At 72.8% G+C, this 23,819-nt stretch carries 21 protein-coding genes; 6 read left to right on the top strand and 15 right to left on the bottom strand.

All coding sequences use genetic code 11. From position 1 onward, the window contains the following. Window positions 1-472: 472 nt before the first annotated feature. Complete coding sequence (locus tag ACH4E8_RS23395) at window positions 473-1,708, top strand: peptidoglycan DD-metalloendopeptidase family protein (protein ID WP_398451145.1); 1,236 nt, start codon at window positions 473-475, stop codon at window positions 1,706-1,708. Window positions 1,709-1,731: 23 nt separating this feature from the next. Here ACH4E8_RS23395 and ACH4E8_RS23390 read toward each other — a convergent pair whose 3' ends face one another. The 6 genes from ACH4E8_RS23390 to ACH4E8_RS23365 form a co-directional block, all read right to left on the bottom strand. Next, window positions 1,732-2,571, bottom strand: coding sequence for a Cof-type HAD-IIB family hydrolase (locus tag ACH4E8_RS23390; protein WP_398451143.1), 840 nt, complete (start codon window positions 2,569-2,571; stop codon window positions 1,732-1,734). Between the two features lie 348 nt (window positions 2,572-2,919). Next, window positions 2,920-3,825 (bottom strand): LLM class flavin-dependent oxidoreductase, encoded by a 906-nt coding sequence (locus ACH4E8_RS23385; RefSeq protein WP_398451141.1) that lies wholly within the window; start codon window positions 3,823-3,825, stop codon window positions 2,920-2,922. Between the two features lie 10 nt (window positions 3,826-3,835). Next, window positions 3,836-4,381, bottom strand: coding sequence for an RNA 2'-phosphotransferase (locus ACH4E8_RS23380; RefSeq protein WP_398451307.1), 546 nt, complete (start codon window positions 4,379-4,381; stop codon window positions 3,836-3,838). A 124-nt stretch (window positions 4,382-4,505) separates the two neighbouring features. Further along, window positions 4,506-5,459, bottom strand: coding sequence for a MerR family transcriptional regulator (locus ACH4E8_RS23375; RefSeq protein ID WP_398451139.1), 954 nt, complete (start codon window positions 5,457-5,459; stop codon window positions 4,506-4,508). Further along, the gene (locus tag ACH4E8_RS23370) at window positions 5,456-7,273 is read right to left on the bottom strand and encodes an SDR family oxidoreductase (protein ID WP_398451137.1); all 1,818 of its coding nucleotides are present in this window, start codon (window positions 7,271-7,273) and stop codon (window positions 5,456-5,458) included. The genes ACH4E8_RS23375 and ACH4E8_RS23370 overlap by 4 nt, the downstream gene beginning before the upstream one ends. A gap of 131 nt (window positions 7,274-7,404) precedes the next feature. Then, a complete protein-coding gene (locus ACH4E8_RS23365; protein ID WP_398451135.1) occupies window positions 7,405-8,268 on the bottom strand; it encodes a M24 family metallopeptidase in 864 nt (287 codons plus the stop codon). 480 nt (window positions 8,269-8,748) lie between these two features. Here ACH4E8_RS23365 and ACH4E8_RS23360 point away from each other — a divergent pair, with 480 nt between their 5' ends. The 4 genes from ACH4E8_RS23360 to ACH4E8_RS23345 all read left to right on the top strand — a co-directional run bounded on the left by ACH4E8_RS23360 (window position 8,749) and on the right by ACH4E8_RS23345 (window position 12,394). After that, window positions 8,749-9,780 (top strand): ABC transporter ATP-binding protein, encoded by a 1,032-nt coding sequence (locus tag ACH4E8_RS23360; protein ID WP_398451305.1) that lies wholly within the window; start codon window positions 8,749-8,751, stop codon window positions 9,778-9,780. Next, on the top strand, window positions 9,777-10,679 hold the full coding sequence (locus tag ACH4E8_RS23355; protein WP_398451133.1) for an ABC transporter permease: 903 nt from the start codon (window positions 9,777-9,779) through the stop codon (window positions 10,677-10,679). The genes ACH4E8_RS23360 and ACH4E8_RS23355 overlap by 4 nt, the downstream gene beginning before the upstream one ends. Window positions 10,680-10,746: 67 nt before the next feature. After that, window positions 10,747-11,658, top strand: a complete 912-nt coding sequence (locus ACH4E8_RS23350; protein ID WP_398451131.1) for an ABC transporter ATP-binding protein — start codon at window positions 10,747-10,749, stop codon at window positions 11,656-11,658. A 16-nt stretch (window positions 11,659-11,674) separates the two neighbouring features. After that, complete coding sequence (locus tag ACH4E8_RS23345; RefSeq protein ID WP_398451129.1) at window positions 11,675-12,394, top strand: ABC transporter permease subunit; 720 nt, start codon at window positions 11,675-11,677, stop codon at window positions 12,392-12,394. Between the two features lie 353 nt (window positions 12,395-12,747). Here the strand turns inward: ACH4E8_RS23345 and ACH4E8_RS23340 are convergent, their stop codons facing one another. From ACH4E8_RS23340 to ACH4E8_RS23300, 9 genes are all read right to left on the bottom strand, one after another. Next, window positions 12,748-13,599: an HAD family hydrolase gene (locus ACH4E8_RS23340; protein WP_398451127.1), complete on the bottom strand. Its 852-nt coding sequence runs from the start codon at window positions 13,597-13,599 to the stop codon at window positions 12,748-12,750. Further along, the gene (serS, locus tag ACH4E8_RS23335) at window positions 13,596-14,873 is read right to left on the bottom strand and encodes a serine--tRNA ligase (protein WP_398451125.1); all 1,278 of its coding nucleotides are present in this window, start codon (window positions 14,871-14,873) and stop codon (window positions 13,596-13,598) included. The genes ACH4E8_RS23340 and serS overlap by 4 nt, the downstream gene beginning before the upstream one ends. 726 nt (window positions 14,874-15,599) lie before the next feature. Beyond that, window positions 15,600-16,535, bottom strand: a complete 936-nt coding sequence (gene pheA, locus ACH4E8_RS23330) for a prephenate dehydratase (RefSeq protein ID WP_398451123.1) — start codon at window positions 16,533-16,535, stop codon at window positions 15,600-15,602. A gap of 76 nt (window positions 16,536-16,611) precedes the next feature. Next, window positions 16,612-17,880 carry an iron uptake transporter deferrochelatase/peroxidase subunit gene (gene efeB, locus ACH4E8_RS23325; protein WP_398451303.1) on the bottom strand — a complete coding sequence of 423 codons (1,269 nt, stop codon included), beginning with the start codon at window positions 17,878-17,880 and terminating at the stop codon, window positions 16,612-16,614. Window positions 17,881-17,913: 33 nt separating this feature from the next. Next, window positions 17,914-19,881 carry a copper resistance CopC/CopD family protein gene (locus ACH4E8_RS23320; RefSeq protein ID WP_398451121.1) on the bottom strand — a complete coding sequence of 656 codons (1,968 nt, stop codon included), beginning with the start codon at window positions 19,879-19,881 and terminating at the stop codon, window positions 17,914-17,916. A 19-nt stretch (window positions 19,882-19,900) separates the two neighbouring features. Then, window positions 19,901-20,437, bottom strand: coding sequence for a copper chaperone PCu(A)C (locus ACH4E8_RS23315; protein WP_398451120.1), 537 nt, complete (start codon window positions 20,435-20,437; stop codon window positions 19,901-19,903). Further along, a complete protein-coding gene (locus tag ACH4E8_RS23310; protein ID WP_398451118.1) occupies window positions 20,434-21,087 on the bottom strand; it encodes an SCO family protein in 654 nt (217 codons plus the stop codon). Before ACH4E8_RS23310 ends, ACH4E8_RS23315 begins: the two co-directional genes overlap by 4 nt. 71 nt (window positions 21,088-21,158) lie before the next feature. Beyond that, on the bottom strand, window positions 21,159-21,944 hold the full coding sequence (locus tag ACH4E8_RS23305; protein WP_398451116.1) for a YcnI family protein: 786 nt from the start codon (window positions 21,942-21,944) through the stop codon (window positions 21,159-21,161). 136 nt (window positions 21,945-22,080) lie between these two features. After that, a complete protein-coding gene (locus tag ACH4E8_RS23300; RefSeq protein ID WP_398451114.1) occupies window positions 22,081-22,932 on the bottom strand; it encodes a hypothetical protein in 852 nt (283 codons plus the stop codon). Window positions 22,933-23,176: 244 nt separating this feature from the next. Between ACH4E8_RS23300 and ACH4E8_RS23295 the strand changes: the two genes are divergently transcribed. Further along, on the top strand, window positions 23,177-23,806 hold the full coding sequence (locus tag ACH4E8_RS23295; RefSeq protein ID WP_398451112.1) for an ATP-binding protein: 630 nt from the start codon (window positions 23,177-23,179) through the stop codon (window positions 23,804-23,806). Window positions 23,807-23,819 lie beyond the last annotated feature (13 nt).

The following is a 23,819-nucleotide window of genomic DNA, read 5'->3' as shown; positions in this document are numbered from 1 at the left end:
CAGTTCCGCCCCCTGTGCCCTGCGGGCTCGGCGGCCCCCAGCGCCCCCTGTTTCGCTGCCCCCGTCATTTGTCTGCGGGCTGGAGGTGGAGGTGTTTAGGGGCGCGAGGAACTGCGCGACAAGCCCACCACCGGGCCGCAGTGGTCATGATTCCCGCAGGGAAACGGCGAGGTCTTTTGGGGACGCTGGGGTACCCCATGCCCTCTGGGCGCAGGTGGGGTCCCCCCACGCTCTACGGGCGTAGGGGGCGGAACTGCGCGACCAGCCACAGACGGGCCGGTGGAGACCAACGCACCCGCAGGCCAACGGCGGCTACGTCCGGACGCACAGACAAACGCTGGGGACTCCGCCGGCAGGGCTGCGCCGACTGCGGGGTGGTTGTCCGTGGCCTGGGGGTTTTTGCTGGGCCGGGTGGGCGTACGCCCTTCCGCGGTCCCCGGAATCGGGCCAGGGCCGGGTGACCATCCCGAGCATGTCCCGTAGACGCCGGTCGCCGTTGCTCGCCCTCGTGGTGGTGCCGTGCGTGTTGTTGACGCCTACCGGCGCGATGGCGGTCGAGGAGTCGCCGTCCCCGTCCCCGTCCAATGCCGCTCCGTCACCGTCGCTGTCCCCGGTGCCGTCGGCCGGTCTGGTGCGGCAGGTGGCGCTGGGCCCGGTCGTCACCGCGACGCCCGAGGCCGAGCCCGAGCCCCCGGCACCGTCGCCGCAGCCGTCCCGGAAGCCGTCGCACGGGCCGGCCGTCGGCACCACCGGCGCGGAGACTGCCCGGCTGTTCGAGGAGGCGGCGAAGGTCACCGTCGCGTACGAGAAGAGCCTGCGGGAGGCCGAGGCACGCCGGACGGAGGCGATCCGACTCCAGGGCGAGATCAAACGGCAGCGCAAGGAAGTGGCCGTGATCCACGACGCCGTCGGCGCGGTCGCCCGCGAGCAGTACCGCACGGGCGGCCAGCTCACCGCCACCGCGCAACTGCTGCTCAGCCGGGACCCCGACGAGCTGATGCGGCTGCGGCGGCTCGCCCGGCAGGCCGAGAACGCCGTACGACAGCTCCTCGGCAGCGCCCGGGAGGCGGAGCGGCGGCTGGTGGCCGCGGAGGACCGGGCGCGCCGGGCCTGGCACGACCTCGACGAGCGCAAGGAGGAGCTGGCGAAGACCAAGGCGGGCCTGGAAGCCAAGTTGGAGAAGGCCCGCTGGACCCTCCAGGGCGAGGCGGACGACCGGGTCGCCGCGGGTTCGTGCCCCGGGGCGGTCCGCGCCACGCAACCGGCCCCGGAACCGACCGGAGCGGGCGCGGGGTGGGTGGTGCCGGTGGAGGGTTACGTGCTCTCCGCGGGCTTCGGCAGCGGCGGCGCGCGCTGGGCGAACCGGCACACCGGCCAGGACTTCGCCGTGGACATCGGCACCCCGGTGCGCTCGGCCGGCGCGGGCCGGGTGCACTCCGTCTCGTGCGGGGGCGCCTTCGGGATCGAGATCGTCGTCGAGCACCCCGGTGGCTACTACACCCAGTACGCCCACCTGTCGTCGGTCGCCGTGGACCAGCGCGATCCGGTGGCCGCCGGCCAACTGATCGGGCTCGCCGGTTCCACGGGCAACTCGACCGGCCCGCACCTGCACTTCGAGGTGCGGCTCACGCCGCATCTGGGCTCGGGCGTGGATCCGGCGGCGTGGCTGCGGGAGCGCGGGGTGCGGTTGGGTTCGACGGGGGACTGACCGGGCTCATGCGCCCTGCTGCCTCACGGCAGGTCGCGCAGGATCCGTTCGATCACGACCGCGACGCCGTCCTCGTCGTTGGCCGCGGTGCGGCCGGACGCGGCGGCCAGCACGTCGGGGTGGGCGTTGCCCATGGCGTACGAGGTGCCGGCCCAGCGCAGCATGTCCACGTCGTTCGGCATGTCCCCGAAGGCGACGACCTCCGCGGCCGAGATCCCGCGCTCGGCGCAGCACAGCGCGAGGGTGCTGGCCTTGCTCACGCCCGGTGCGCTGATCTCCAGCAGCGAGCTGGGGCTGGAGCGGGTGAGCGAGGCGAGCGAACCGGCGTGCGTACGGGCCAGGTCGAGGAAGGCGTCGGGGGCCAGCTCGTGGTGGTGGGCGAGCAGCTTGAGCACGGGGGCGCCGGCGCCGGTCTCGACGTGCAGCAGCTTCTCGGCCGCGGCGACGATGGTGCCGGCGTCATGGCTGAACACCGGCGGGTAGGCCGGCTCGTGGTGGAACCCCGCGGTCGTCTCCACGGCGAACGTGGTCCCGGGCGCGGCGGCGCGCAGCGCATCGACGACGTCGAGCGCGGTGGGCCGCTCCAGGGGGTGCGCCTGGAGCAGCCGCCCGCCGGCGTGCAGGTCGACCACGGCGGCGCCGTTGGCGCAGATGGCCAGGCCGTGGCCGTGCACGTGCGCACTGACGACATCCATCCAGCGCGCCGGCCGGCCGGTGACGAAGAAGACCTCGATGCCGGCGTCCTCGGCCGCGGCGAGCGCGGCGACGGTGCGTGCGGAGACGGACTTGTCATCGCGCAGCAGCGTGCCGTCCAGATCCGTGGCGATGAGCCGGGGCGCGGGGGCGTCGGTTGCAGGGGTCACCCCAGCATTCTCCCGCACGACCCCGCACGGGCGTGCGAGTGATTGCACACATGAGCCCGCGGTCCGCGTGCGGGCCCTTGCTGCGGGCTCCGCTGCGGGGCGCCCTCGCCGCTGCGCTGCGGGAGCGTGGGCCCCCGCGGCCCGGTGGGTGGGCCTCGCGCAGTTCCGTCCCCCCAAGCCCACAGGGCGTAGGCGGGGGTCCCTCCGCGGCCGCAGGAAGCAGCACACCGTCACGGCTACGGCGGGTGGCGTCTTTGGGGCGCGGAGCGAACGGCCCACCTCCGGGTGCGTGCGGCGGGACGTCAGGGGCGCGCGCAGGCACAGACGCGCGCCATCGCTCGGCTCGGCTCAGTTCAGCTGCGCGAGCGCGTCCGTGGCGATCTTTTCGAAGACCGCTTCGTCGGACGCGAACTCCGAGTCCGCGATCGGCGCGTGGATCACGATCTCGTCGATGCCCAGCGCGAAGTGCTCGCCCGCGAAGTCGACGAACGCGTCGAGGGACGCCAGCATCCGGCCGTGGTCCGGCGTGAAGCCGGTGAGGAGGACCTTGTCCAGGTCGCGCACGTCCCGGCCGGCCTCCTCACACGCCTCGCCGAGGCGGCGCACCTGCTCGCCCACCGCCCGGAGGGACTCCTCGGGCGTGCCGCCCGTGCGGCCGATCTTGGGGTCGCCCGTGGTGACCCACGCCTGCCCGTGCCGGGCGGCGAGGCGCATGCCGCGCGGGCCCGTCGCGGCGACCACGAACGGGACGCGCGGGCGCTGCACGCAGCCGGGGAGCGCCCGCGCCTCGTGGGCCGAGTAGTGGGTGCCCTCGTGGGTGACCGCCTCCTCCGTGAGCAGGCGGTCGAGGAGCGGGACGAACTCCGCGAACCGGTCGGCCCGCTGCCGTGGGGTCCACGCCTCCTGCCCGAGCGCGGTCGCGTCGAAGCCGTCGCCGCCCGCGCCGATGCCGAGCGTGAGCCGGCCGCCGGAGACGTCGTCGAGCGTCATCAGCTCCTTGGCGAGGGTCACGGGGTGCCGGAAGTTCGGCGAGGTGACGAGGGTGCCCAGGCGCAGCCGGTCCGTGGCGGTCGCCGCGGCCGTCAGGGTGGGGAGCGCGCCGAACCAGGGAGCGTCGCGGAAGGCGCGCCACGTCAGGTGGTCGTAGGTGTACGCGGTGTGGAAGCCCAGCTCCTCGGCGCGGGTCCACTGGTCCCGCCCACCCTCGCTCCAGCGACGGACGGGCAGGATCACGGTGCTCAGGCGCTGACTCATGGCACCGAGGCTACGTCCCGGAGAACCGTAGGAACTCCGGGGGCACCGCGTCCGCCAGCCAGACGCCGTTGGTGCTGACCCGGAAGACGTGGCCCGCGCGGTGCATCGCGCCGGAGTCGACGGGGAGCACGACGGGGCGGCCGCGGCGGGCGCCGACGCGGATCGCGGTCTGCCGGTCCGGGGAGAGGTGCACGTGGTGGCGGCGCATCGGGCGCAGGCCCTGGACCCGGATCGCGGGGAGGTTGGTCGGGACGGTGCCGTGGTAGAGGTACGCGGGCGGGGTGGCCGCCGGCAGGTCGAGGTCGACGGCGACCGTGTGCCCCTGGTTGGCGCGGATGCGGCTGCCGTCGATGGCGAAGCGGCGCTTGTCGTTGACGGCGACGACGTGCTCCAGTTCGGCGCGGCTGACGGGGAAGCGGTGCGCGGCGAGCGCCCGCAGCAGCTCGTCGATCTCCACCCAGCCGTTCGCGTCGAGGGTGATGCCGATCCGCTCCGGCTGGTGGCGCAGGTGTTTGGCGAGGTGCTTCGACACCTTCACGGTGCGTCTTTCATCCATGTTCATGCCACCAGGGTGGCGCGCTTCCGGAGCGCTCCGCCACTGAGAAACTTTTCTTCGCGCAGAGGTTTGATCCACAGCCAACAAGAGTTATCCACAGGCTAATTGACGATTCTGTGGACAACTACTCTGTGTCGATGCCGTTTTGGGTAACTTCGTTACTGGCAAGTGACCTTGTGCTCAGCGCGTCCAACGTCCTGGCCTGCACCTCCCGTTCGGTGGCCGCCGTGACGAACGCCGTCACGTGCTCCGCGCCAACCAGGCTCCGCACGGCGCGGATCGTCTCGGACGGCAGGGCGACGGCAGGCGGTGCGGACGCATCCGCGGGCCGCGGGGGCGGGCCGTCCGCGGTCAGGTGGCGGTGGAGGTGGCGGGTGGCGAACGTGCGCATCGCACGCGCGAGTTCGGCGTCCACCGTCTGTTGGGCGAGCGGGCGCAGTCGGCGGACCAGTGCCGCCGCTTCGGCCGCATCGGCGTCGGTCGGCTGCGGGTGGCCCAGGTAGCGGGCGAAGACGTGTTCCGTGGTGAAGTCCAGGAAGCGGGAGGCGATGTGCTCGACCTGGCCGCGAAGCTCCCGCAGATGACCGGAGATTGCGGACAGCGGTACGCCCGCAGCGTGCAACTCGGCGGCCACCGCCAGCTCTTGGGGGCTCGGCACCAAGAACTCGTCGTCCCGGCCCGGAACCGGCTCCAGTACGCCCAGCTCGACCGCTTCCGCCACGGCCTTCTCGTCCGGGCCGCCGCCGAACGTCGCGGCGAGTTCGGCGCGGGTGATCCGCGCGGTCTGCTCGTCCGTCCACGGGCCGTGCACCTCGGCGACGAGCCCCAGCACCCCGCCGAGGCCGCGGCCGGTGTCCCACGCCTCCAGCAGCTCCTTGATGGAGGCGAGGGTGTAGCCCCGGTCGAGCAGGTCGGCGATCTGCCGCAGCCGCGCCAGATGGGCCGTGCCGTACACGTTGGACCGGCCCCGCCGCTCCGGCTTCGGCAGCAGGCCGCGGTCCTGATAGGCGCGGATCGTGCGGACCGTGGCGCCGCTGTGGTGCGCCAGGTCCTCGATCCGGTACTCACCGGGCCTCACAGCGGGGGCTCCAGCCGGGCGACCCCGCGCAGCGCCCGCGGGGCGAACCGGGACATCCACAGCGCGCCCCGCGCCTCCGGCGTCACCGGCACCACCGCCTCGTTGCGCACCACCGCGGCGAGGACCGCGTCGGCCACCTTCTCCGGGGGGTAGTTCCGCAGGCCGTACAGCCGGGCGCTGCGCCGCTGCCGCCGCTTCTCCTCCGTCGCGTCGACCCCGGCGAAGCGGGCGGTGGACGTGATGTTGGTGTTGACGAATCCGGGGCAGATCGCGGAGACCCCGATGCCGCGGCCGGCCAACTCGGCCCGCAGGCACTGGCTGAGCATCAGCACCGCCGCCTTGGACGTGCTGTACGCGGGCAGCGCCTTCGACGGCTGGTAGGCCGCCGCCGACGCCACGTTGACCACGTGACCGCCCTGGCCGCGCTCGGCCATCTGCCGGGCGAAGAGGCGGCAGCCGTGGATCACGCCCCACAGATTGACGTCGAGCACCTTGCGCCAGTCGTCGGGCGAGGTGTCCAGGAAGGCGCCCGACAGGCCGACGCCGGCGTTGTTGACCAACACGTCCACCACGCCGTACTCGGTGGCGACCCGCTCGGCGAGCTTCTCCATCGCCTCCTCGTCGCCGACGTCGACGACCTCGCCCCAGGACGCGGGCGCACCGATCAGCCGGCACAGCTCGGCGGTCCGCACGGCGCCGTCCGCGTCCCGGTCCACGGCCACGATCCGCGCGCCCGCCTCGGCGAACGCGAAGGCGGTGGCCCGCCCGATGCCGCTGGCCGCGCCCGTCACCAGGACGAGCTGGCCGCCGAACCGCTCCCCGTGGGGGCTGCGGGCGGCGGGCGTCGCCGGGGCGGTGCCCACGGCAGTCCCCGCGGTGCCGGTGGGGCTGTCCTCGTGGGCGTGCACGAAGTCGGCCACCCAGGCGGCCAGCCGGTCCGGGCGGGAGCGCGGGACCCAGTGCCGCCCGGGCAGGGAGCGCCGGGTCAGCCGCGGGGCCCACTCGCCCAACTCGTCGTACAGCCGGGGGGACAGGAAGGCGTCGCCGGTCGGGGTGATGAGCTGGACCGGTACGTGCGCGTACGCGTCGGAGCGGGGGCGCAGCAGGCGCGCCCGGATGTTGTCGCGGTAGAGCCAGGCGCCGTGCGCCGCGTCGTCGGGCAGGGACGCGGTCGGATAGCCGGCCGTCGGCGGCTTCTCCATCCGCTCCAGGACCTTCGGCCACGTCCGACCGAGGGGGCCGCGCCACAGCAGCTCCGGCAGCGCCGGGGTGTGCAGCGCGTACACGTACCAGGACTTGGCGCCCTGGCCCAGCAGTTGGCCCACCCGGCGCGGGGTGGGGCGGCGCATCCGCTTCTTGATCCACTGGCCGAAGTGGTCGAGCGAGGGGCCGGAGATCGAGGTGAAGGAGGCGATCCGGCCCTCGGTCCGCCGGACGGTGACGAACTCCCAGGACTGCACCGAGCCCCAGTCGTGCCCGACGAGGTGCACCGGCTGGTCCGGGCTCACCTCGTCGACGACGGCGAGGAAGTCGTCCGTCAGCTTCTCCAGCGTGAAGCCGCCGCGCAGCGGCTTCGGCGCCGACGACCGGCCGTGGCCCCGCACGTCGTACAGCACCACGTGGAAGCCGTGGTCCTCGACGAGTCGACGGGCGACTTCGGACCAGACCTCCTTGCTGTCGGGATAGCCGTGCACCAGCACCACCGTGGGCTGCGTCGGCTCGCCCAACTCGGCCACGCACAGCTCGATGCCGCCCGTACGGACCCAACGCTCCCGGGCGCCCGGAATGCCCGCGCCCACCGCTTCGTCGCTCATGCGCTCCACACTTCCCTCGCTGCCCTGCCCTGCCGTCTGCCCTGACCTGCCGTCTGTCGCGTCCTGCCCTGCCCTGTCGTGGCTTGCCCCGCTGGCCCGCCCAGCAGTCTCCCGTCGTGCCGTGCGCCCGCTCACGCCGCCCAGCGGCGTACGTGCGGCAGGTCGTCGTCCAGCCAGAAGGCGCTCTCCTGCGGGTCCTTGGAGTCGGTGACGACCAGCAGTTCCTCGAACTTCGCGCCCGTGCCCCGGAATCCGAGGTGCGGCTCCACCGCCCACAGCCCCGGCTGCGGCGGGTGGTCCGAGAAGCGGTACGGGCTCCAGAGCGGGGACCAGCCCTCCCGGTGTCCGTGCACCGCGTCGCTCAACAGGCCCTTCAACGCCTGCGCACCGAACCCGAAGACGGTGGGTGCCCAGCGCCGCTCCCGCACCCGGTCCACCTTGTGGGCGATCACCCCGAACGGATAGGCGCGGTGGCGATTGGCGTACCCCTGGCGGACCATGAGGCGGTCCACGTCCTCGTACACCTCCCGCAGCGAGCGGCGCTCGCGCACCTCGCGGAGGATCAACTCGCGGTGCTCGCGCAGGTCCGTCACCAGCTTGTCGTGCAGCGGACTGGGGCCCAGACAGCCCGAGTAGCCGACGTCGGCGGTGAAGCCGCGGTGCACCGGTGCCATGTCGAGGATGAACGGCATCCCCGGCTCCAACGCCCGGTCCGTGGGGAAGAACTGCAGCGGTATCCGGAAGCCGGTGAAGGCCGTGCGGTCGCCGAACCAGGCGAACGGGAGGTGGAACCAGTCCCGCACGCCGCGGCGCCGCAGCCACTCCCGCTGCATCCGGGCCGCCTCCCGCTCGGTCACCCCCGGCTTCAACTGCGCGGCCACCGCCTCCGCGCAGTCGTACGCCAGGCGCTGAACCTCCTTGAACCCGCGCAGCTCCGCGCCCGGCCCGCCCGAAGACGACGCCCTCGGCGCCGCCGACGCCACCACCGAAGCCATGGCACAGCCCCCTCACCCGGTAGAAACCCGTCGAAGCTCGTCGAACTCTTCGAAGCTCGTCGAACTCGTCGAAGCTCGTCGCAATCGTCGTAGGTCCACGGACGGTCGTAGCTCTACGCGTCCGTAACGTGACCCACACCGTGACACTGATGAATGTGACAATGCTCGACGGCTGCGTCAAGTGCCCTGCACCAGCCTGTGGATAACTCCCGACCAGCGCCCCGACCGTCGCTCCGCCCTGCGCCCGCCCCGACGCCCCGCCCCACCCCGCCGAGGAACCGCGTCCACCACCCGCGTCCACCACCCGCGACCTCGGAACGACGCCCTTCGGACGACAAACGGCAGCGCCCGCACCACCCCGCCCGTCCACTTTCGTAGGCCACCCCTACGGGACGCTCCCCCTGGAGGCGTACGCGGAACCGACCTCCCAGGCTGACGACCCCCGCCCGCCCGGCCACTACGGTCGAACCCGTGACGAGTGTGATCGCGGTAGAAGGTTTGAGTAAGCGGTACCCCAGGGTCACCGCGCTTGACCGGCTCTCCCTGGACATCGGCCCCGGTGTGACCGGACTGGTGGGCGCCAATGGAGCCGGCAAGTCGACGATGATCAAGATCCTGTTGGGGCTGTCCCCGGCCACCGAGGGACGCGCCGCCGTGCTCGGCCTCGACGTGGCCACCCACGGCAGCGCCATCCGGGAGCAGGTGGGCTACATGCCCGAACACGACTGCCTGCCACCGGACGTGTCGGCGACCGAGTTCGTCGTCCACATGGCGCGCATGTCCGGCCTCCCGCCGACCGCCGCCCGCGAGCGCACCGCGGACACCCTGCGCCACGTCGGCCTCTACGAGGAGCGCTACCGCCCCATCGGCGGCTACTCGACCGGCATGAAGCAGCGGGTGAAGCTCGCCCAGGCACTCGTCCACGACCCCAAGCTGGTCCTCCTGGACGAGCCGACCAACGGCCTCGACCCGGTCGGCCGGGATGAGATGCTGGGGCTGATCCGTCGCATCCACACCGACTTCGGCATCTCGGTCCTCGTCACCTCGCACCTGCTCGGCGAGCTCGAACGCACCTGTGACCACGTCGTCGTCATCGACGGCGGCACCCTGCTGCGCTCCAGTTCCACCAGCGACTTCACCCGCACCACGACCACCCTCGCGGTCGAGGTCACCGACTCCGACGCGCACCCCGACGGCACCGCCGCCCTGCGCGAGCGCCTCGCCGCCGCCGGCGTCCGCCTGCACGGGCACACCGAGGACGGACTGCCCGGCGCCGGCCACGTCCTGCTGCTCGAAGCGGAGGGCGAGCAGACGTACGACGTCGTCCGCGACACCGTCGCCGACCTCGGCCTCGGTCTCGTCCGGATGGAACAGCGCCGCCACCACATCGCCGAGGTCTTCCAGTCCGGACCGGCGACCGCGGCCACCTCCGCAGCCGCGGCGACCGACGCCACGGTCACCACCGACACCACGCCCTCCACCGCTTCCAGCACGATGGGGCCGCCCCGATGAGCACCCACACCCCCGGCGCGGCCCCCGAGTCCGCCCGCATCCACAACATCGGCTACCGCCACTACGACGGCCAGCGCCTCGGCCGCGCCTACGCCCGCCGCTCGCTCTTCTCGCAGTCGCTGCGCGGCGCCTACGGCCTCGGCCGCTCCGCCAAGTCCAAAGTGCTGCCGATGGTCCTCTTCGCGGTGATGTGCCTGCCCGCGGCCATCATCGTCGCGGTCGCCGTCGCCACCAAGGCGTCCAAGCTCCCGCTCGACTACACCAACTACGCCCTGGTCACCCAGGCCGTCATCGGGCTCTTCCTGGCCGCCCAGGCGCCCCAGTCCGTCTCCCGCGACCTGCGGTTCAAGACGGTCCCGCTGTACTTCTCCCGTCCGATCGAGCGGGTCGACTACGTCCTCGCGAAGTACGCCGCGATGGCCTCGGCCCTCTTCGTCCTCACCGCTTCACCGCTGGTGGTCCTCTACGCGGGCTCGCTGCTCGCCAAGATGGACTTCGCCGACCAGACGAAATGGTTCGCCCAGGGCATGGTCTCCGTCGCTCTCCTGTCGGTCCTCTTCGCCGGGCTCGGCCTGGTGATCGCCGCCCTCACGCCGCGCCGCGGCTTCGGCGTGGCCGCGATCATCGCGACCCTGACGATCACGTACGGCGCCGTCTCCACGGTCCAGGCCATCGCCTACGGCACCGAATCCACCGGCGCCATCCAGTGGTTCGGCCTCTTCTCGCCGATCAGCCTGATCGACGGGGTGCAGACCGCGCTGCTCGGCGCCTCCTCCGGCTTCCCCGGCGGCGACGGCCCGGGCACCGCCGTCGGCCTGCTCTACCTGCTGGTCGTGCTGGGGCTCGTCGCCGGTTCGTACGCGGTGCTGATGCGCCGCTACCGGAGGGCCGGCCTGTGACCGCGACCGCCGCCAACCGCCCGGGGCACACCGGGCACCGCAAGCCTCAAGAGAGTGGGCCGCGCCCGTGACCACCATCTCCATCGAGCACGTCTCCCGGTGGTTCGGGAACGTGGTCGCCGTCAACGACGTCACCATGGACATCGGCCCCGGGGTGACCGGACTGCTCGGCCCCAACGGCGCCGGCAAGTCCACCCTCATCAACATGATGGGCGGCTTCCTCGCCCCCTCCACGGGCAGCGTCACCCTCGACGGCCAGCCGATCTGGCGCAACGAGTCCGTGTACCGGCACATCGGCGTGGTGCCGGAGCGGGAGGCGATGTACGACTTCCTCACCGGCCGCGACTTCGTCGTCGCCAACGCCGAACTGCACGGCCTCGGCGAGAAGGAGGCCCGGCGCGCCCTCGCCACCGTCGAGATGGAGTACGCGCAGGACCGCAAGATCGCCACGTACAGCAAGGGCATGCGGCAGCGCGTGAAGATGGCCTCCGCGCTCGTCCACGAGCCGTCCGTGCTGCTGCTCGACGAGCCCTTCAACGGCATGGACCCGCGCCAGCGCATGCAGCTCATGGAGCTGCTGCGGAGCATGGGGGCCGCGGGCCGCACGGTGCTGTTCTCCTCCCACATCCTGGAGGAGGTCGAACAACTCGCCTCGCACATCGAGGTGGTCGTCGCCGGCCGGCACGCCGCGTCCGGGGACTTCCGCAAGATCCGCCGGCTGATGACGGACCGCCCGCACCGCTACCTGGTGCGCTCCAGCGACGACCGGGCGCTCGCCGCCGCGCTCATCGCGGACCCGTCCACCGCCGGCATCGAGGTGGACCTCGCGGAGGGCGCGCTGCGCATCCAGGCCGTCGACTTCGGCCGCTTCACCGAACTGCTGCCGCGCGTCGCCCGGGACAACGGGGTCCGGCTGCTGACGGTCTCGCCGTCCGACGAGTCCCTCGAATCCGTCTTCTCCTACCTCGTAGCGGCCTGAAAGGAGCTGTGACGCCATGTACCACCCCACAGTCGCCAAGCTCACCTATCGGGCCGTGCTCGGCCGGCGCCGGGCCGCGATCCTGTTCATCCTGCCCGCCCTGCTGCTGCTCATCTCGGTGGCGGTGCGCACCTTCCACGGCGCGGACGACCAGGTCGCCAACGACCTGCTCGCCGGCTTCGCCATCGCCACGATGGTGCCCCTGGTCGGAGTGATCGCGGGCACCGGCGCCATCGGGCCCGAGATCGACGACGGCTCGATCGTCTACCTGCTCGCCAAGCCGGTGAAGCGACACACGATCATCTGCACCAAGCTCACCGTGGCGATCGCCGTCACCATGGCGTTCTCCGCGATCCCCACCCTGGTCGCCGGCTTCATCCTGAACGGCAACGGACAGCAGGTCGCGATCGCCTACACCGTCGCCGCGCTCTTCGGCTCGATCGCCTACAGCGCGATGTTCCTGCTGCTGGGCACGGTCAGCCGGCACGCCGTCATCATCGGACTGATCTACGCGCTGGTGTGGGAGGGCATCTTCGGCAGCCTGGTCTCCGGCGCCCGCACGCTCAGCGTGCAGCAGTGGTCGCTGGCGCTGGCGGAGAAGATCGCCGGCGAGGGGCTGATCGGCTCGGCGGTCGGACTGCCGCTCGCCGTGGTGCTGTTGTCGGTCGTCACCGTCGGCGCGACGTGGTACGCGGGGCAGAAGCTGCGCGTCCTCAAGCTCGCCGGCGAGGAGTGAGGCGGCCGCGCTCCACCCCCGCCGCCCCTCCTCCGACCAGCACGTACACCTCCCCGCGACCGGCTCGCCCGGCCCGGAAATAAGGTGACGCAGAAGGGTTGTTGGGAGAGAGTGAAGGCACCGGGCGCACATCAGTGCGGGCGGTGCACCTACCGGGAGCGGAGCGGGACGTCGACCTCAGGAGGTCCGTCCCGTTCCCGACTGGGCGCCGGTGGACCGGCCGCGGGCAGTCTCACCCGCTGCTCGCGCCGCGCCGGTGCCCGAGGGGGCGGTCGCTTCGAGCGCGCGCAAGCGCGGACCGCCCCCTTCCCCGGTGCGTATGCAACGCACCGCGAGCAGGGGGCGGTCTTTTCTCAACCCGCGATTCCCGAAGGCTCCGAAGCCTCCGGAGGTCCTGAGAGCAGCGCTTCCAGCTTCGTCGCGATGCCGTCCTCGTCGTTCGACAGGGTCAGCTCGTCGGCGACGGCCTTCAGTTCGGTGTGCGCGTTCGCCATCGCCACGCCGCACGCGGCCCAGCCGAACATCGGTATGTCGTTCGGCATGTCCCCGAAGGCGATGGTGTCCGCCGGGCGCATCCCCAGCCGGCGCGCGGCCAGCGAGAGGCCCGTCGCCTTGGTCAGCCCCAGCGGGATGATCTCGACGACCCCCGGGCCGGCCATGACCACGTCCACGAAGCCGCCGATCGTCTCCTTGCCGACCCGCGTCAGCGCGTCGTCGTCGAGCGTCGGGTGCTGGATGTAGATCTTGTTCAGCGGCTGGGCCCACAGCTCGTCCGCGTCGGTGAGCGGCACGTACGGCAGCGGGCCGTCGTGCGCCACGTAGTCCGGGCTCACCAGCACGTCGCCGTCGAGCCCGTCGCGGCTGGCCGCCAGCGCCAGCGGCCCGACCTCGGCCTCCAGCTTCGCCAGCGCGATGGCGGCGATCTTGCGGTCCAGGGTGAGCGACGTCAACAGCCGGTGCTCGCCCGCGTGGTAGACCTGCGCGCCCTGGCCGCAGACCGCGAGGCCCCGGTAGCCGAGGTCGTCCAGTATGTAGCGGGTCCAGGGCACGCCGCGGCCGGTCACGACGATGTGGGCGGCGCCCGCCTCCGTGGCCGCGGCCAGCGCCGCGCGCGTGCGCGCGGAGACGGTGCCGTCCTCGCGCAGCAGCGTGCCGTCGAGGTCGGTGGCGATCAGCCGGTACGGGAAAGCGGTCGCGGCACTCACCGGGCGATCGGCTCCAGGGTCTCCCGCCCGCCGAGGTAGGGGCGGAGCACCTCGGGCACCCGCACCGAACCGTCGGCGAGCTGGTGGTTCTCCAGGATGGCGACGATGGTGCGCGGTACGGCGCACAGCGTGCCGTTCAGCGTCGCGAGCGGCTGGACCTTCTTGCCGTCCCGCATCCGCACCGACAGCCGGCGGGCCTGGAAGCCGTCGCAGTTCGACGCGGAGGTCAGCTCGCGGTACTTGCCCTGGGTCGGGATCCACGCCTCGCAGTCGAACTTGCGCGAGGCGGAGGAGCCGAGGTCGCCCGAGGCCACGTCGATGACCTGGAAGGGCAGCTCAAGGGAGGTCAGCCACTGCTTCTCCCAGTCCAGCAGCCGCTGGTGCTCGGCCTCCGCGTCCGCCGGGTCGACGTACGAGAACATCTCGACCTTGTCGAACTGGTGCACCCGGAAGATGCCGCGGGTGTCCTTGCCGTACGTGCCGGCCTCGCGGCGGAAGCAGGGCGAGAAGCCGGCGTACCGCAGGGGCAGCTTGTCGGCGTCGATGATCTCGTCCATGTGGTACGCGGCGAGCGGGACCTCGGAGGTGCCGACCAGGTAGTAGTCGTCCTTCTCCAGGTGGTACACGTTCTCCGCGGCCTGGCCGAGGAAGCCGGTGCCCTCCATGGCGCGCGGGCGGACCAGCGCGGGGGTGAGCATCGGGGTGAAGCCGGCCGCGGTGGCCTGCGCGATCGCCGCGTTGACGAGGGCCAGCTCCAGCAGGGCGCCGACGCCGGTCAGGTAGTAGAAGCGCGATCCGGACACCTTGGCGCCGCGCTCGACGTCGATGGCGCCCAGGGCCTCGCCCAGCTCCAGGTGGTCCTTGGGGGCGAAGCCCTCGGCGGCGAAGTCGCGGACGGTGCCGTGGGTCTCCAGGACGACGAAGTCGTCCTCGCCGCCGACCGGGACGTCCTGGTGGACCAGGTTCCCGAGACGGAGCATCAGCCCGCGGGTCTCCTCGTCGGCCTCGTGCTGGGCCGCGTCGGCGGCCTTGACGTCCGCCTTCAGCTGCTCGGCCCGCTGGAGCAGCTCGGCGCGCTCCTCGGGGGTGGCCTTGGGGATCAGCTTGCCGAGGGACTTCTGCTCGGAGCGCAGCTCGTCGAAGCGGGCGCCGGACGACCTGCGCCGCTCGTCGGCGGAGAGCAGGGCGTCGACGAGCTCGACGTCCTCTCCACGGACGCGCTGGGAGGCGCGCACTCGGTCGGGGTCCTCACGGAGCAGGCGAAGGTCAATCACCCCACCAGGCTACCGGTGCCCGCCCGGCGCCCGCCCACTCGATATTGCGTTGCGCCGGCCTTTGTCCCTATTCAGGGCTTTTGGTGGAGTATGGGGTGAGCCCGCCCGAAGCCCGCTCTGTCGTCAATCGCGGCGGTTTCGTTCCCCGGAAAGGATCATCTCACGGCGGCCGGAATTGACCCATGTCCCTTGTGGGCTGCGGGACTTGCTCGTTCGTTGTCCACAGGGGCGCCTGTTGGGAAAAAGTTATCCACAGGCTGTGCGAAGAAACTGTGGATTGCGGAAGGGGTCATTCCTCGGCGTGCGGTCGAGTTGTCGGATTCTTCTCTCAAACCTCTCCGGTCCACTCATTAGGGTGGGAATTGCTCGCCCCAAAGAGTTGATCGATGAAATGCGGGTGACGGGAGGATGGCAGGGCCACATACCGGTCCTGTGGAGGATGGCGCGCCGAGTGCAGCGATTTGTCGACTGGGGCGAGGTCCGTTGTCGACTTGTCCCCAGGACCATCGGGCACCCTGTGGATAACTGTGGATAACTCCGTCGGGCCTGTGGACGGGGAAAGTCAGCAGGTAGGACAGTTCCGGTCAGCGCCGGCCCGACGAACGCTGCCATGAAGGCTGACGGATGCCGCCATGAAGGCCCGCCGGAGGCTCACGCCCCGGCTCTTCGCCAAGGGCCCGGCGGACGCCCATGCGCCGGCCCCGCAAAGGGCCCGACGGACGCCGGTCAGGGGCGGCCGTCCTGGCAGCGGGCCAGCCAGTCCGCCGCCGCGGTGAACTCCGGGTCCGACGTCCCCGGCCGCGGCCCGGCGACGTCCGAGGGCAGCACCCCGGCCCGCGGATACGAACCGAGGAAGCGCACCTCGGGACAGATCCGCTTCAGCCCCATCAGCGCCTCCCCCACCCGCCGGTCGGAGATGTGCCCCTCCGCGTCGATCGCGAAGCAGTAGTTCCCGATGCCCGCGCCCGTCGGCCGGGACTGGAGCAGCATCAGGTTGACGCCGCGCACCGCGAACTCCTGCAACAGCTCCAACAGCCCGCCCGGCCGGTCGTCGTGCTGCCAGATGACCACCGACGTCTTGTCCGCGCCGGTCGGTGCCGCGGGCCGGGCCGGGCGCCCCACCAGCACGAACCGGGTCTCCGCGTTCTGCGCGTCGTGGATGTCCTTGACCAGCGGCTCCAGCCCGTACGTCGCCGCCGCGAACTCGCCCGCGAAGGCCGCGTCGTACCGCCCCTCCTGCACCAGCCGCGCGCCGTCGGCGTTGGAGGCGGCCGACTCCCACAGGGCGTCCGGGAGGTTCGCCCGCAGCCACTTGCGCACCTGGGGCTGGGCGACCGGGTGCCCGGTCACCGTCGCGATGTCGGAGAGCTTCGTCCCCGGCCGCACCAACAGCGCGAACGCGATCGGCAGCACCACTTCGCGGTAGATCATCAGCGGCTCGCCCGCGGCCAGTTCGTCCAGGGTGGCGGTCACCCCGCCCTCGACGGAGTTCTCGATCGGCACGAGGGCCGCCGCCGCGTCCTCGTTGCGTACGGCGTCGAGCGCGGCCGGGACCGAGACCATCGGGACGAGCTCCCGCGTGGCGGCCTCCGGCAGCGTGCGGAGGGCGGCCTCGGTGAAGGTGCCCTCGGGACCGAGGTAGGTGTACCGCGTGGCTGACATACGGTCACCCTAGAACGTGTCGCACCCCCGCCGCGGCCGGCTGATCGATCACGACCGGCCGCGGCGGGGACGGCGGTCACGCCTCCAGCAGCCGCTGCCCCACGTACTCGCCCTCGGCCGGGCCGCCCGGCACCGCGAAGAGCCCGCTGGCCTCGTGCCGTACGAACGCCGAGAGCGCGTCCCCCCGGTCCAGCCTGCGCTGCACCGGCACGAAGCCCCGCAGCGGATCCGCCTGCCAGCAGACGAAGAGCAGGCCGGCGTCCGGCGCCCCGTCCGCCGCGGCGCCGTCGTGGTACGAGAAGGGGCGGCGCAGCATCGCCGCGCCGTTGTTCTGCTCCGGCGCCGAGATCCGCGCGTGGGCGTTCGACGGGATCACCAACTGCCCGTCCGCGGAACGGTCGTCGAGCGCCAGCGCAGTCGTCTCGGAGCCGCCCGTCAGCGGGGCGCCGTCGGACTTGCGCCGCCCGATGACCCGCTCCTGCTCGGGCAGCGACAGCCGCTCCCAGGGGTCGAGGAGCATCCGGATCCGCCGGACGACCGCGTACGAGCCGCCCGCCAGCCACTGCGAATCCGGCGCGCTCCCGGTGGCGGGGACGAAGATCCGCTCGTCGAAGTCGGGGTCGGCGGGCTTCGGGTTGTTGGTGCCGTCGACCTGGCCCATCAGGTTCCGTGCGGTCATCGGGCGGCCCGTGGCGCCCGGCGCCCGGTTGAAGCCGGCCATCTGCCAGCGCACCCGCGCCGCCCCGCCCGCCTCCCGCTGGAGCGCGCGCACCGCGTGGAAGGCGACCAGTGCGTCGTTCGCCCCGATCTGCACCCAGACGTCGCCCTCCGAGCGCCGCGGGTCGAGCTGGTCCGACGAGAAGGCCGGCAGCGGGTCGAGGCCGGCCGGGCGCCGCGCCGTCAGGCCCGTGCGGTCGAAGAAGGTGCGGCCGAAGCCGAAGGTGAACGTCAGCGAGGACGGGCCGGCGTCCAGGGCCACGCCGGTGTCGGCCGACGGGGCCGGGTCGCCCGCCATCAGCGCCGCCGCCAGCGCCGACCAGCGGCGCAGCAGGGCCGCGGCCTCCTTGCGGCCCGCCCCCGGCGCCAGGTCGAACGCGAGCAGGTGGCCGTGGGCCTGCATGGGGGTGGTGATGCCCGCCTGGTGGGCGCCGTGGAACGGCACGGCGCTCGCGCCGACCGACGTCAGCGCGGTGGGCGCGTCGGCGGCGGTGACGGCGTGCGCCACCGCGCCGCCCGCCCCGCCGAGCGCCAGCCCGGCGGCACCGGCCGCCGCCGCGGTCGACAGCACCCGCCGCCGCGACGGTGCGTCAGGTGCGGGGGGTTCGGTGGCGGGGGGTGCGTCCACCGGCTTGCGGGAGTCCAGGGGTGCCACGGTCGCTCAGCCGATCCTCACGTGCTCTTCGACGGTCGTCTGGTCGATGTCCGACGTCCGCACGGTCACCTTGACCTGCCATTCGCCGGGCATCGGAATCTGTACGGAGCCCGCGCTCCAGTGGCCGGCCGCCACCTTCGCGAGGGTGACCGGCAGCGGGCCGATCTGCTTGTCCTGGAGGGTCAACGACATCCGCACCTCGGGCGCGTCCAACGGCTTGCCGTCCGCCCCCGACACCCACAGGTGCAGCTCGTTCCCACCGGGGCGCGCGGGGCCCAGCGTGAGCCGCACGGTGCCCTTGCCGTTCGCCGCGCCCGTGTCGAAGGGGACCTTCACCTCGGCCGGGCCGCTGGACCCGGACGGCGCGCTGCCCGGACCCAGCTGCCCGGCCGAGGACGCGGCCGGCGAGCGACCGGCCTCCTCCTGCGTACGGCCGGGTTCGGTGGCGGTCAGGACGGTGGTCACGGCCAGGACGACCGCGGCGACGCCCGCCTCGACCAGCACCGAGCGGCGCAGCCGGGCCTTCACGGGGTCGGCGTCGCGGGCCTTCTTGCGGCGGACGGTGGCCATGGCGGCGCGCTGGCGGGCGAGTTGGGCGGCGCGTACGGGATCCCCGACGGCCTCCGTCCCTTCGGCCTCCGCCGCTTCTTCGAGCTCTTCGGGGGCCTCGGCCAGTTGCGCGGTCCAGCGCCGGGACGCCCGGGCGATCGCCACCAGCGCGGCCACCAGCACGATCTTCGCGATCAGCAGCCGCCCGTAGTCCGTCCCCGTCAGCGCGGACCAGGAGCCGACCTGCCGCCAGGACTGGTACAGCCCGGTGACGGCGAGGACGACCACGCAGCCGAAGGCGACCCGGGAGAACTTCCGCACCGCCGACGCGTCGAGCGACGGCGCCCGGTGCAGCGCGGTCAGCAGCGCCGCGAGCCCGCCGAGCCAGCCCGCGACGGCCAGCAGGTGCAGCACGTCGACGGGCATCGCCAGCCCGGTCTGGATGCCGGTCGAGGCGTGCTCGGACAGGGCCCAGGTCGCGGCGATCCCGGCGGCGACCACCGTGCCGCCCACGGCGAGGCCGAAGGTCAGGTCGTTGCGTCGCTCGTCGCCCCCGTCCCCGTCGTCCCCGTCCCCGTCGTCCGCGGGATCGTCGTCCGCGGGATCGTCGTGCCGGCGCTGCGCGTACGCCCCGAAGAGCACCGCGACGAACAGCGCCGCCACGCCGAGCAGCAGCAGCCGGGAGACGAGCGCCGTGCCCGTCTTCGTCTCCAGGACGTCCTGGAGCCCGTCCAGGTCGAAGGCGTCGGCGAGCCGGCCCGAGCCGGTGTAGGGGGAGCGCAGCATCAGCATCGCCAGCGTGGCGACGGTCAGCGCGACCCAGCCGTACGCGACGAGCCGCTGGACCGGCCGCACGGACGCGCCCCGCGGCCAGCACAGCAGGACGAACGCGGCCGCGCCGACCAGCAGCACGAAGCCCGCGTAGGCGACGTACCGCGCCACGTCGTACAGGGTGCCGACGAGGCCGTCGCCGGGCTCACCGTCGGGCAGGGAGACCGAGGTCGCCGAGGGCGCGCCGATGGAGAAGGTGTACGCGCCGGAGATGGGGTGGCTGTCGGCGGAGACCGCCTGCCAGGCCACGGTGTAGGTGCCGTTCGGCAGGTCGGTCCGCAGGTCGACCGCGTAGGAGACCTTGCCGGCGGCGGACGTGTCGCGGACCTTCGCCGCGTCCGCGCGTTCGCCGCCCGGTTCGAGGACCCGGATCGAGTCGTCCCCCATGGCGACGGGCTCGGAGAAGCTGAGCGAGACCTCCTCGGGGGCGGTGGCCACCACCGCCCCGTCCGCGGGGCTGCTGCCGGTGAGGGCCGCGTGCGCGCTCGCCGGGCCGGCCGCGGTCAGCAGCGCGGCCAGCACGGTGCCGACGAGCACCGCCACGGCGAGCAGCGGTCGGTACGGCGCCCTTCGGGCGGGGGCGGTGGTTGCCATGTGTCGTCGCGTCCTTCGCTCAGTGGTGCCCGGAAGTGGAACCGGTACCGGTCGAGCCCGCGGACGGGTCGTGCGACCCGTCCGCCTCCGGCGGGACGTACGTCGGCTCCATGACGGGAAGCTCGACCCGGATCGGGTCGGACTTCTCGAAGCGCAGCTCGACGGTGACCTTGTCGCCCTTCACCGGTCGCTGCTTCAGCCGGTCGAGCATGATGTGGCTGCCGCCGCGCTTGAGCGTCAGCTCGCCGTCGGCGGGGACGTCGAACCCGTCGACCTTCCGCATCTTCTGCCCCTTCGACTCGTGGATCGTCACCGCGTCGGAGAGGGGGCTGGAGACGGACGTCAGCCGGTCGGCGGCGCCGCCGGCGTTGCGCACGGTCAGGAAGCCGGCGGCCATGTCGCTGACGGGCTGCGGCATGAAGGCGCCGCTGACGCTCAGTTCGGGGCCGCCCGCGCGGTCGGCCCCGTCGTCGGCGGACCCCGACGAACAGCCCGCGAGCGCCAGCGCCGCCGCGATCGCACCGGCTATCCAGGGCAGTCGGGTGCGGGGGTTCACGGCTTCTCTCCGCGCACCAGCTTCGGCAGGTCCTTCTTGTAGTCGTCGGGGCTGGTGTCCTCGCCGTAGACGACGTATCCCTTGTCGGTCTCCGGGGAGAACGCCATCACCTGGGCGCCGTGCATGGAGACGACGGAGTCGCCCTCCTTCTTCGCCGGGTCGATGCCGATGCCGATCGACTTCGCCGCGGCCTGGATCTTCGCGAAGTCGCCGCTGAGGCCGACGAAGGAGGGGTCGCCGGCGCCCGGCAGCCACTTGCCGAGCTGGGCGGGGGTGTCCCGCTCAGGGTCGGTGGTGACGAAGACGACCTGGAGCTTGTCCTGCTCGGCCTTGGAGAGGCTCTTCTCGGCGATGGCGATGTTGCTCATCGTCAGCGGGCAGACGTCCGGGCAGTTGGTGTACCCGAAGAAGATCAGGGTGGGCTTGCCCTTCGTCTCGGCCCGCAGGTCGTACGGCTTGCCCTTGGTGTCCGTGAGCACGAGGTCCGGCTTCTCGAAGGGCTGGTCGAGCACGGTGCCCGGCTTCGCCTCCGGTACGGAGACCTCGGCGACGGAGCTCTTGCCGCCGGTGCTGCTGGTGGTGGAGCAGGCGGAGAGGGTGAGCACGGCGGTCGCGGCGAGTGCTGCTGCCAGGGCGGTCTTCTTGCGCATGGGGAGAGTCCTGGTTCGAGGAGTTCGAGGAGGGGGTGCTGTTCTGTTGCGTGCGGTCGGTCGGGGAGTCGTCAGGAGGCGCGCCGGCGGCCCGCCAGCACGCCGAAGGCGACTCCGGCGACCCCCACCAGGATGCCGACCGCGCCGAGGACCCGTGCAGTCGCATCCGTGCTGTCGTCGGAGTCGTCCTTCGCGGCCTGGTCGGACGACTTGCCGTCGGCCTCGTCGCCGGCCGCGCCGTGGCCGTGGCCCTGCGCGGCGGCGAGCTTCAGCACGGGCGCGGGGGACTCGGGCTCGGCCGCGCCCTCCTCCGGCGCCTCGATCCAGCGCACGACCTCCTTGTTGTCGTACGTCTGGAGCGCCTTGAAGACGAGCTGGTCGGCCTTCTCGGGGAGCTGTCCGAGCGAGAGCGGGAACTGCTGGAACTGCCCCGGGCCGATCTTGGATCCGTCCGCGGTCCAGGTGACCTTGGAGACCGCCTCGGTGACCTGCTTGCCGTGCACCGTCAGCGGCTTCGCGAGCTTGGACTTGGTGACCTCGGCCCGCCAGCCGGGCACGGGCTGCGGCATCACCGACGTCATCGGGTGCTCGGTGGGCAGGTTGAGTTCCAGCTTCACGGTCGACGCGTTGTCGCGCTCGTTCGGCACCTTGACGAAGACGGTGGCGTATCCGCCCTGCGCGGCCTCGCCCTGCGGCTGGACGCTGACGTGCGCGGCGGCCGGCCCGGCCAGCAGCACCGAGGCGACCCCGACACCGGCCGCGACGGCGACGCCGCGCAGCACGCGGGACGACAGCACGCGGGACGACGGCGTGCGGGACGAAAGGGGCTTACGGGACGCGTAGGAAGAAACGTTCATGATGAATGCACTCCACGGTGTGGGAGGAACGGTGGGTGCGCCCGGGCGTACGCGGCAGGGCACTCCTCACCCAGGGGGCGCGGAGGCGCGCGAGGTGCGCGGGCACCGCGGTCCCACTCCCGTCGAGCGGACCGCGTCAGGCAGCGAGGGCGTAACGCGGGGCGGGCGGCCCGCGCCTGATCACCGCGTGCTGGAGCGCCTCGGCCGTGGCCGGCGGCGGCGGATCGTCCACGGCCCGCGCCGGGCGCGCGCCCGGAGCCGGCAGGCGTACGAGACCGGAACAGAGCGCCCGTACGAGCGTGAGCGCCGCCCGCAGCGAGCGCAGCCGGCCCGCCTCGGCCACCAGCTCCCGCGCCTCCTCGGCGGAGGAGGTGGACAGCCGGATCAGTCGGAGCAGCGCCAGGTCGCCGTGGCGCAGCAGCCAGCCCGTCGCCAGCGCGGCCAGCAGGTGCGCCAGCAGCATGGGCAGCGACGGCAGCAGCTCGGGCTGGGCCAGGGCCTCCTGCGCCGGGTGCGCGGGATGCGCCGGCGCCGTCGGCGGGGTGATCCCGGCCGCGGTCACCACCTGGCGGGCCTCCTCGGCGGAGAGGGGCGCGGCGCCGACGCCGCACACCAGCTTCGCCGCCATCCGCAGCAACAGGTCGTCGGCCGTCGGCCCGATGCGGACCTGGTGCTGCTGGCCCGCGCCGAACAGCGCGTGCAGCGCGAGTTGACCGAGGCCCAGCGCGAGGGCGACGGCCGGCAGGGAACGTGCCCGGCCGGTGAAGGGCAGGACGAGGACGAACGTGCCGGCGAGACCCACCGCAACCGTCCACCACGGGACGCCGGCACAGGCGGCGATCGCGTGCCCCGCCGCGGACAGCGCGACGCAGACCGCGGCGAACACCGCGGCCCGCAGCAGCCTGACACCGGCGCCGGTGCGCTCACCGGGGGCTCCGGTCAGAGCGGCGGCACCGGGCGCACCGGGTGGGGACGACAGGGACGACATGGCCGGCTCATCATCCCACCACGCCCCCCGGCGCGGTACGGCAGGTCCGTAACGCCCTTTTTGATCTCGCCGGACGATCGCCGCCGGCACGCGCCGGCGCCCCCGACTCCCGGGCGCGCCCTACACCTTCGCGCCACTGGCGCGCTTCCGCCGAATGAGCGCAATCACAGCAACTCCGTGCTTACGGACCGTGTCTTGGGGCAATACGTATCGGTATGTCGAGCCGCAGCCAGGAGGCTGGAGCATGAGCATCTGGTGGTCTCTGCACTTGCGGCGCGAAGCTGCGAGCATCCCGCTCGCCCGGCGACTGCTCATCGGCGCGATGGAGACCGCGGGTGTTGACCCCGACATCTCCTTCGACCTTTCGGTGGCGCTGAGCGAAGCCTGTGCGAACGCCGTCGAGCACGGCGGCGGGCCGGCCCCGGGCGATCCTTCGGGAGCCTCGGAGGCGTATCGCGTCACGGCGTATCTGGACGGCGAGAGGTGTCGCATCGAAGTGGCCGACTCCGGGCCGGGGTTCCCCGCCAGGTCGACGCGGCACGGCGGCTGCGCCCACGCGGCCGGCCTGCGCCAGGACGGCCGGGAGAACCGGGACGGTCGTGAGGGCCGTGAGGGCCGTGAGAGGCGGGACGAAGTTCGCGAGGTTCGCGGGGCGAGAGAGAGTCGCGAAGCGAGAGAGGGGCGGGAGATGAGAGAGGGACGGGAGAGACCCGAGCGGCAGGCCGTCGCCCTCGCCGAGAGCGGTCGCGGGCTGTGCTTGATCGAGGAGTTGGCGGACCACGTCGACTTCAGCAACCGCCCGGGCCGCGGCGCCGTCGTCAGCTTCGACAAGGTCCTGAAATGGCGGGAGGACGCGCTCCTCAAGGTCTCCTGAGAGACCCCGGGTC

This window comes from Streptomyces sp. NPDC017979 (assembly GCF_044328175.1).
GTDB lineage: Bacteria > Actinomycetota > Actinomycetes > Streptomycetales > Streptomycetaceae > Streptomyces.
Note: the sequence above shows the minus strand (reverse complement) of the source record. Positions and strands in the feature narration are given on the sequence as shown.

Bases quoted from the DNA above. Each gene is read 5' to 3' on its own strand.
- ACH4E8_RS23295 (WP_398451112.1), top strand. From the start codon at position 23,177: ATGAGCATCTGGTGGTCTCTGCACTTGCGGCGCGAAGCTGCGAGCATC.
- ACH4E8_RS23365 (WP_398451135.1), bottom strand. From the start codon at position 8,268: ATGGCTTCGGTGGTGGCGTCGGCGGCGCCGAGGGCGTCGTCTTCGGGC.
- ACH4E8_RS23305 (WP_398451116.1), bottom strand. From the start codon at position 21,944: ATGAACGTTTCTTCCTACGCGTCCCGTAAGCCCCTTTCGTCCCGCACG.
- ACH4E8_RS23395 (WP_398451145.1), top strand. From the start codon at position 473: ATGTCCCGTAGACGCCGGTCGCCGTTGCTCGCCCTCGTGGTGGTGCCG.
- ACH4E8_RS23345 (WP_398451129.1), top strand. From the start codon at position 11,675: ATGTACCACCCCACAGTCGCCAAGCTCACCTATCGGGCCGTGCTCGGC.
- ACH4E8_RS23355 (WP_398451133.1), top strand. From the start codon at position 9,777: ATGAGCACCCACACCCCCGGCGCGGCCCCCGAGTCCGCCCGCATCCAC.
- pheA (WP_398451123.1), bottom strand. From the start codon at position 16,535: ATGTCAGCCACGCGGTACACCTACCTCGGTCCCGAGGGCACCTTCACC.
- ACH4E8_RS23380 (WP_398451307.1), bottom strand. From the start codon at position 4,381: ATGGATGAAAGACGCACCGTGAAGGTGTCGAAGCACCTCGCCAAACAC.
- ACH4E8_RS23385 (WP_398451141.1), bottom strand. From the start codon at position 3,825: ATGAGTCAGCGCCTGAGCACCGTGATCCTGCCCGTCCGTCGCTGGAGC.
- ACH4E8_RS23370 (WP_398451137.1), bottom strand. From the start codon at position 7,273: ATGAGCGACGAAGCGGTGGGCGCGGGCATTCCGGGCGCCCGGGAGCGT.
- ACH4E8_RS23310 (WP_398451118.1), bottom strand. From the start codon at position 21,087: ATGCGCAAGAAGACCGCCCTGGCAGCAGCACTCGCCGCGACCGCCGTG.
- ACH4E8_RS23320 (WP_398451121.1), bottom strand. From the start codon at position 19,881: ATGGCAACCACCGCCCCCGCCCGAAGGGCGCCGTACCGACCGCTGCTC.
- ACH4E8_RS23300 (WP_398451114.1), bottom strand. From the start codon at position 22,932: ATGTCGTCCCTGTCGTCCCCACCCGGTGCGCCCGGTGCCGCCGCTCTG.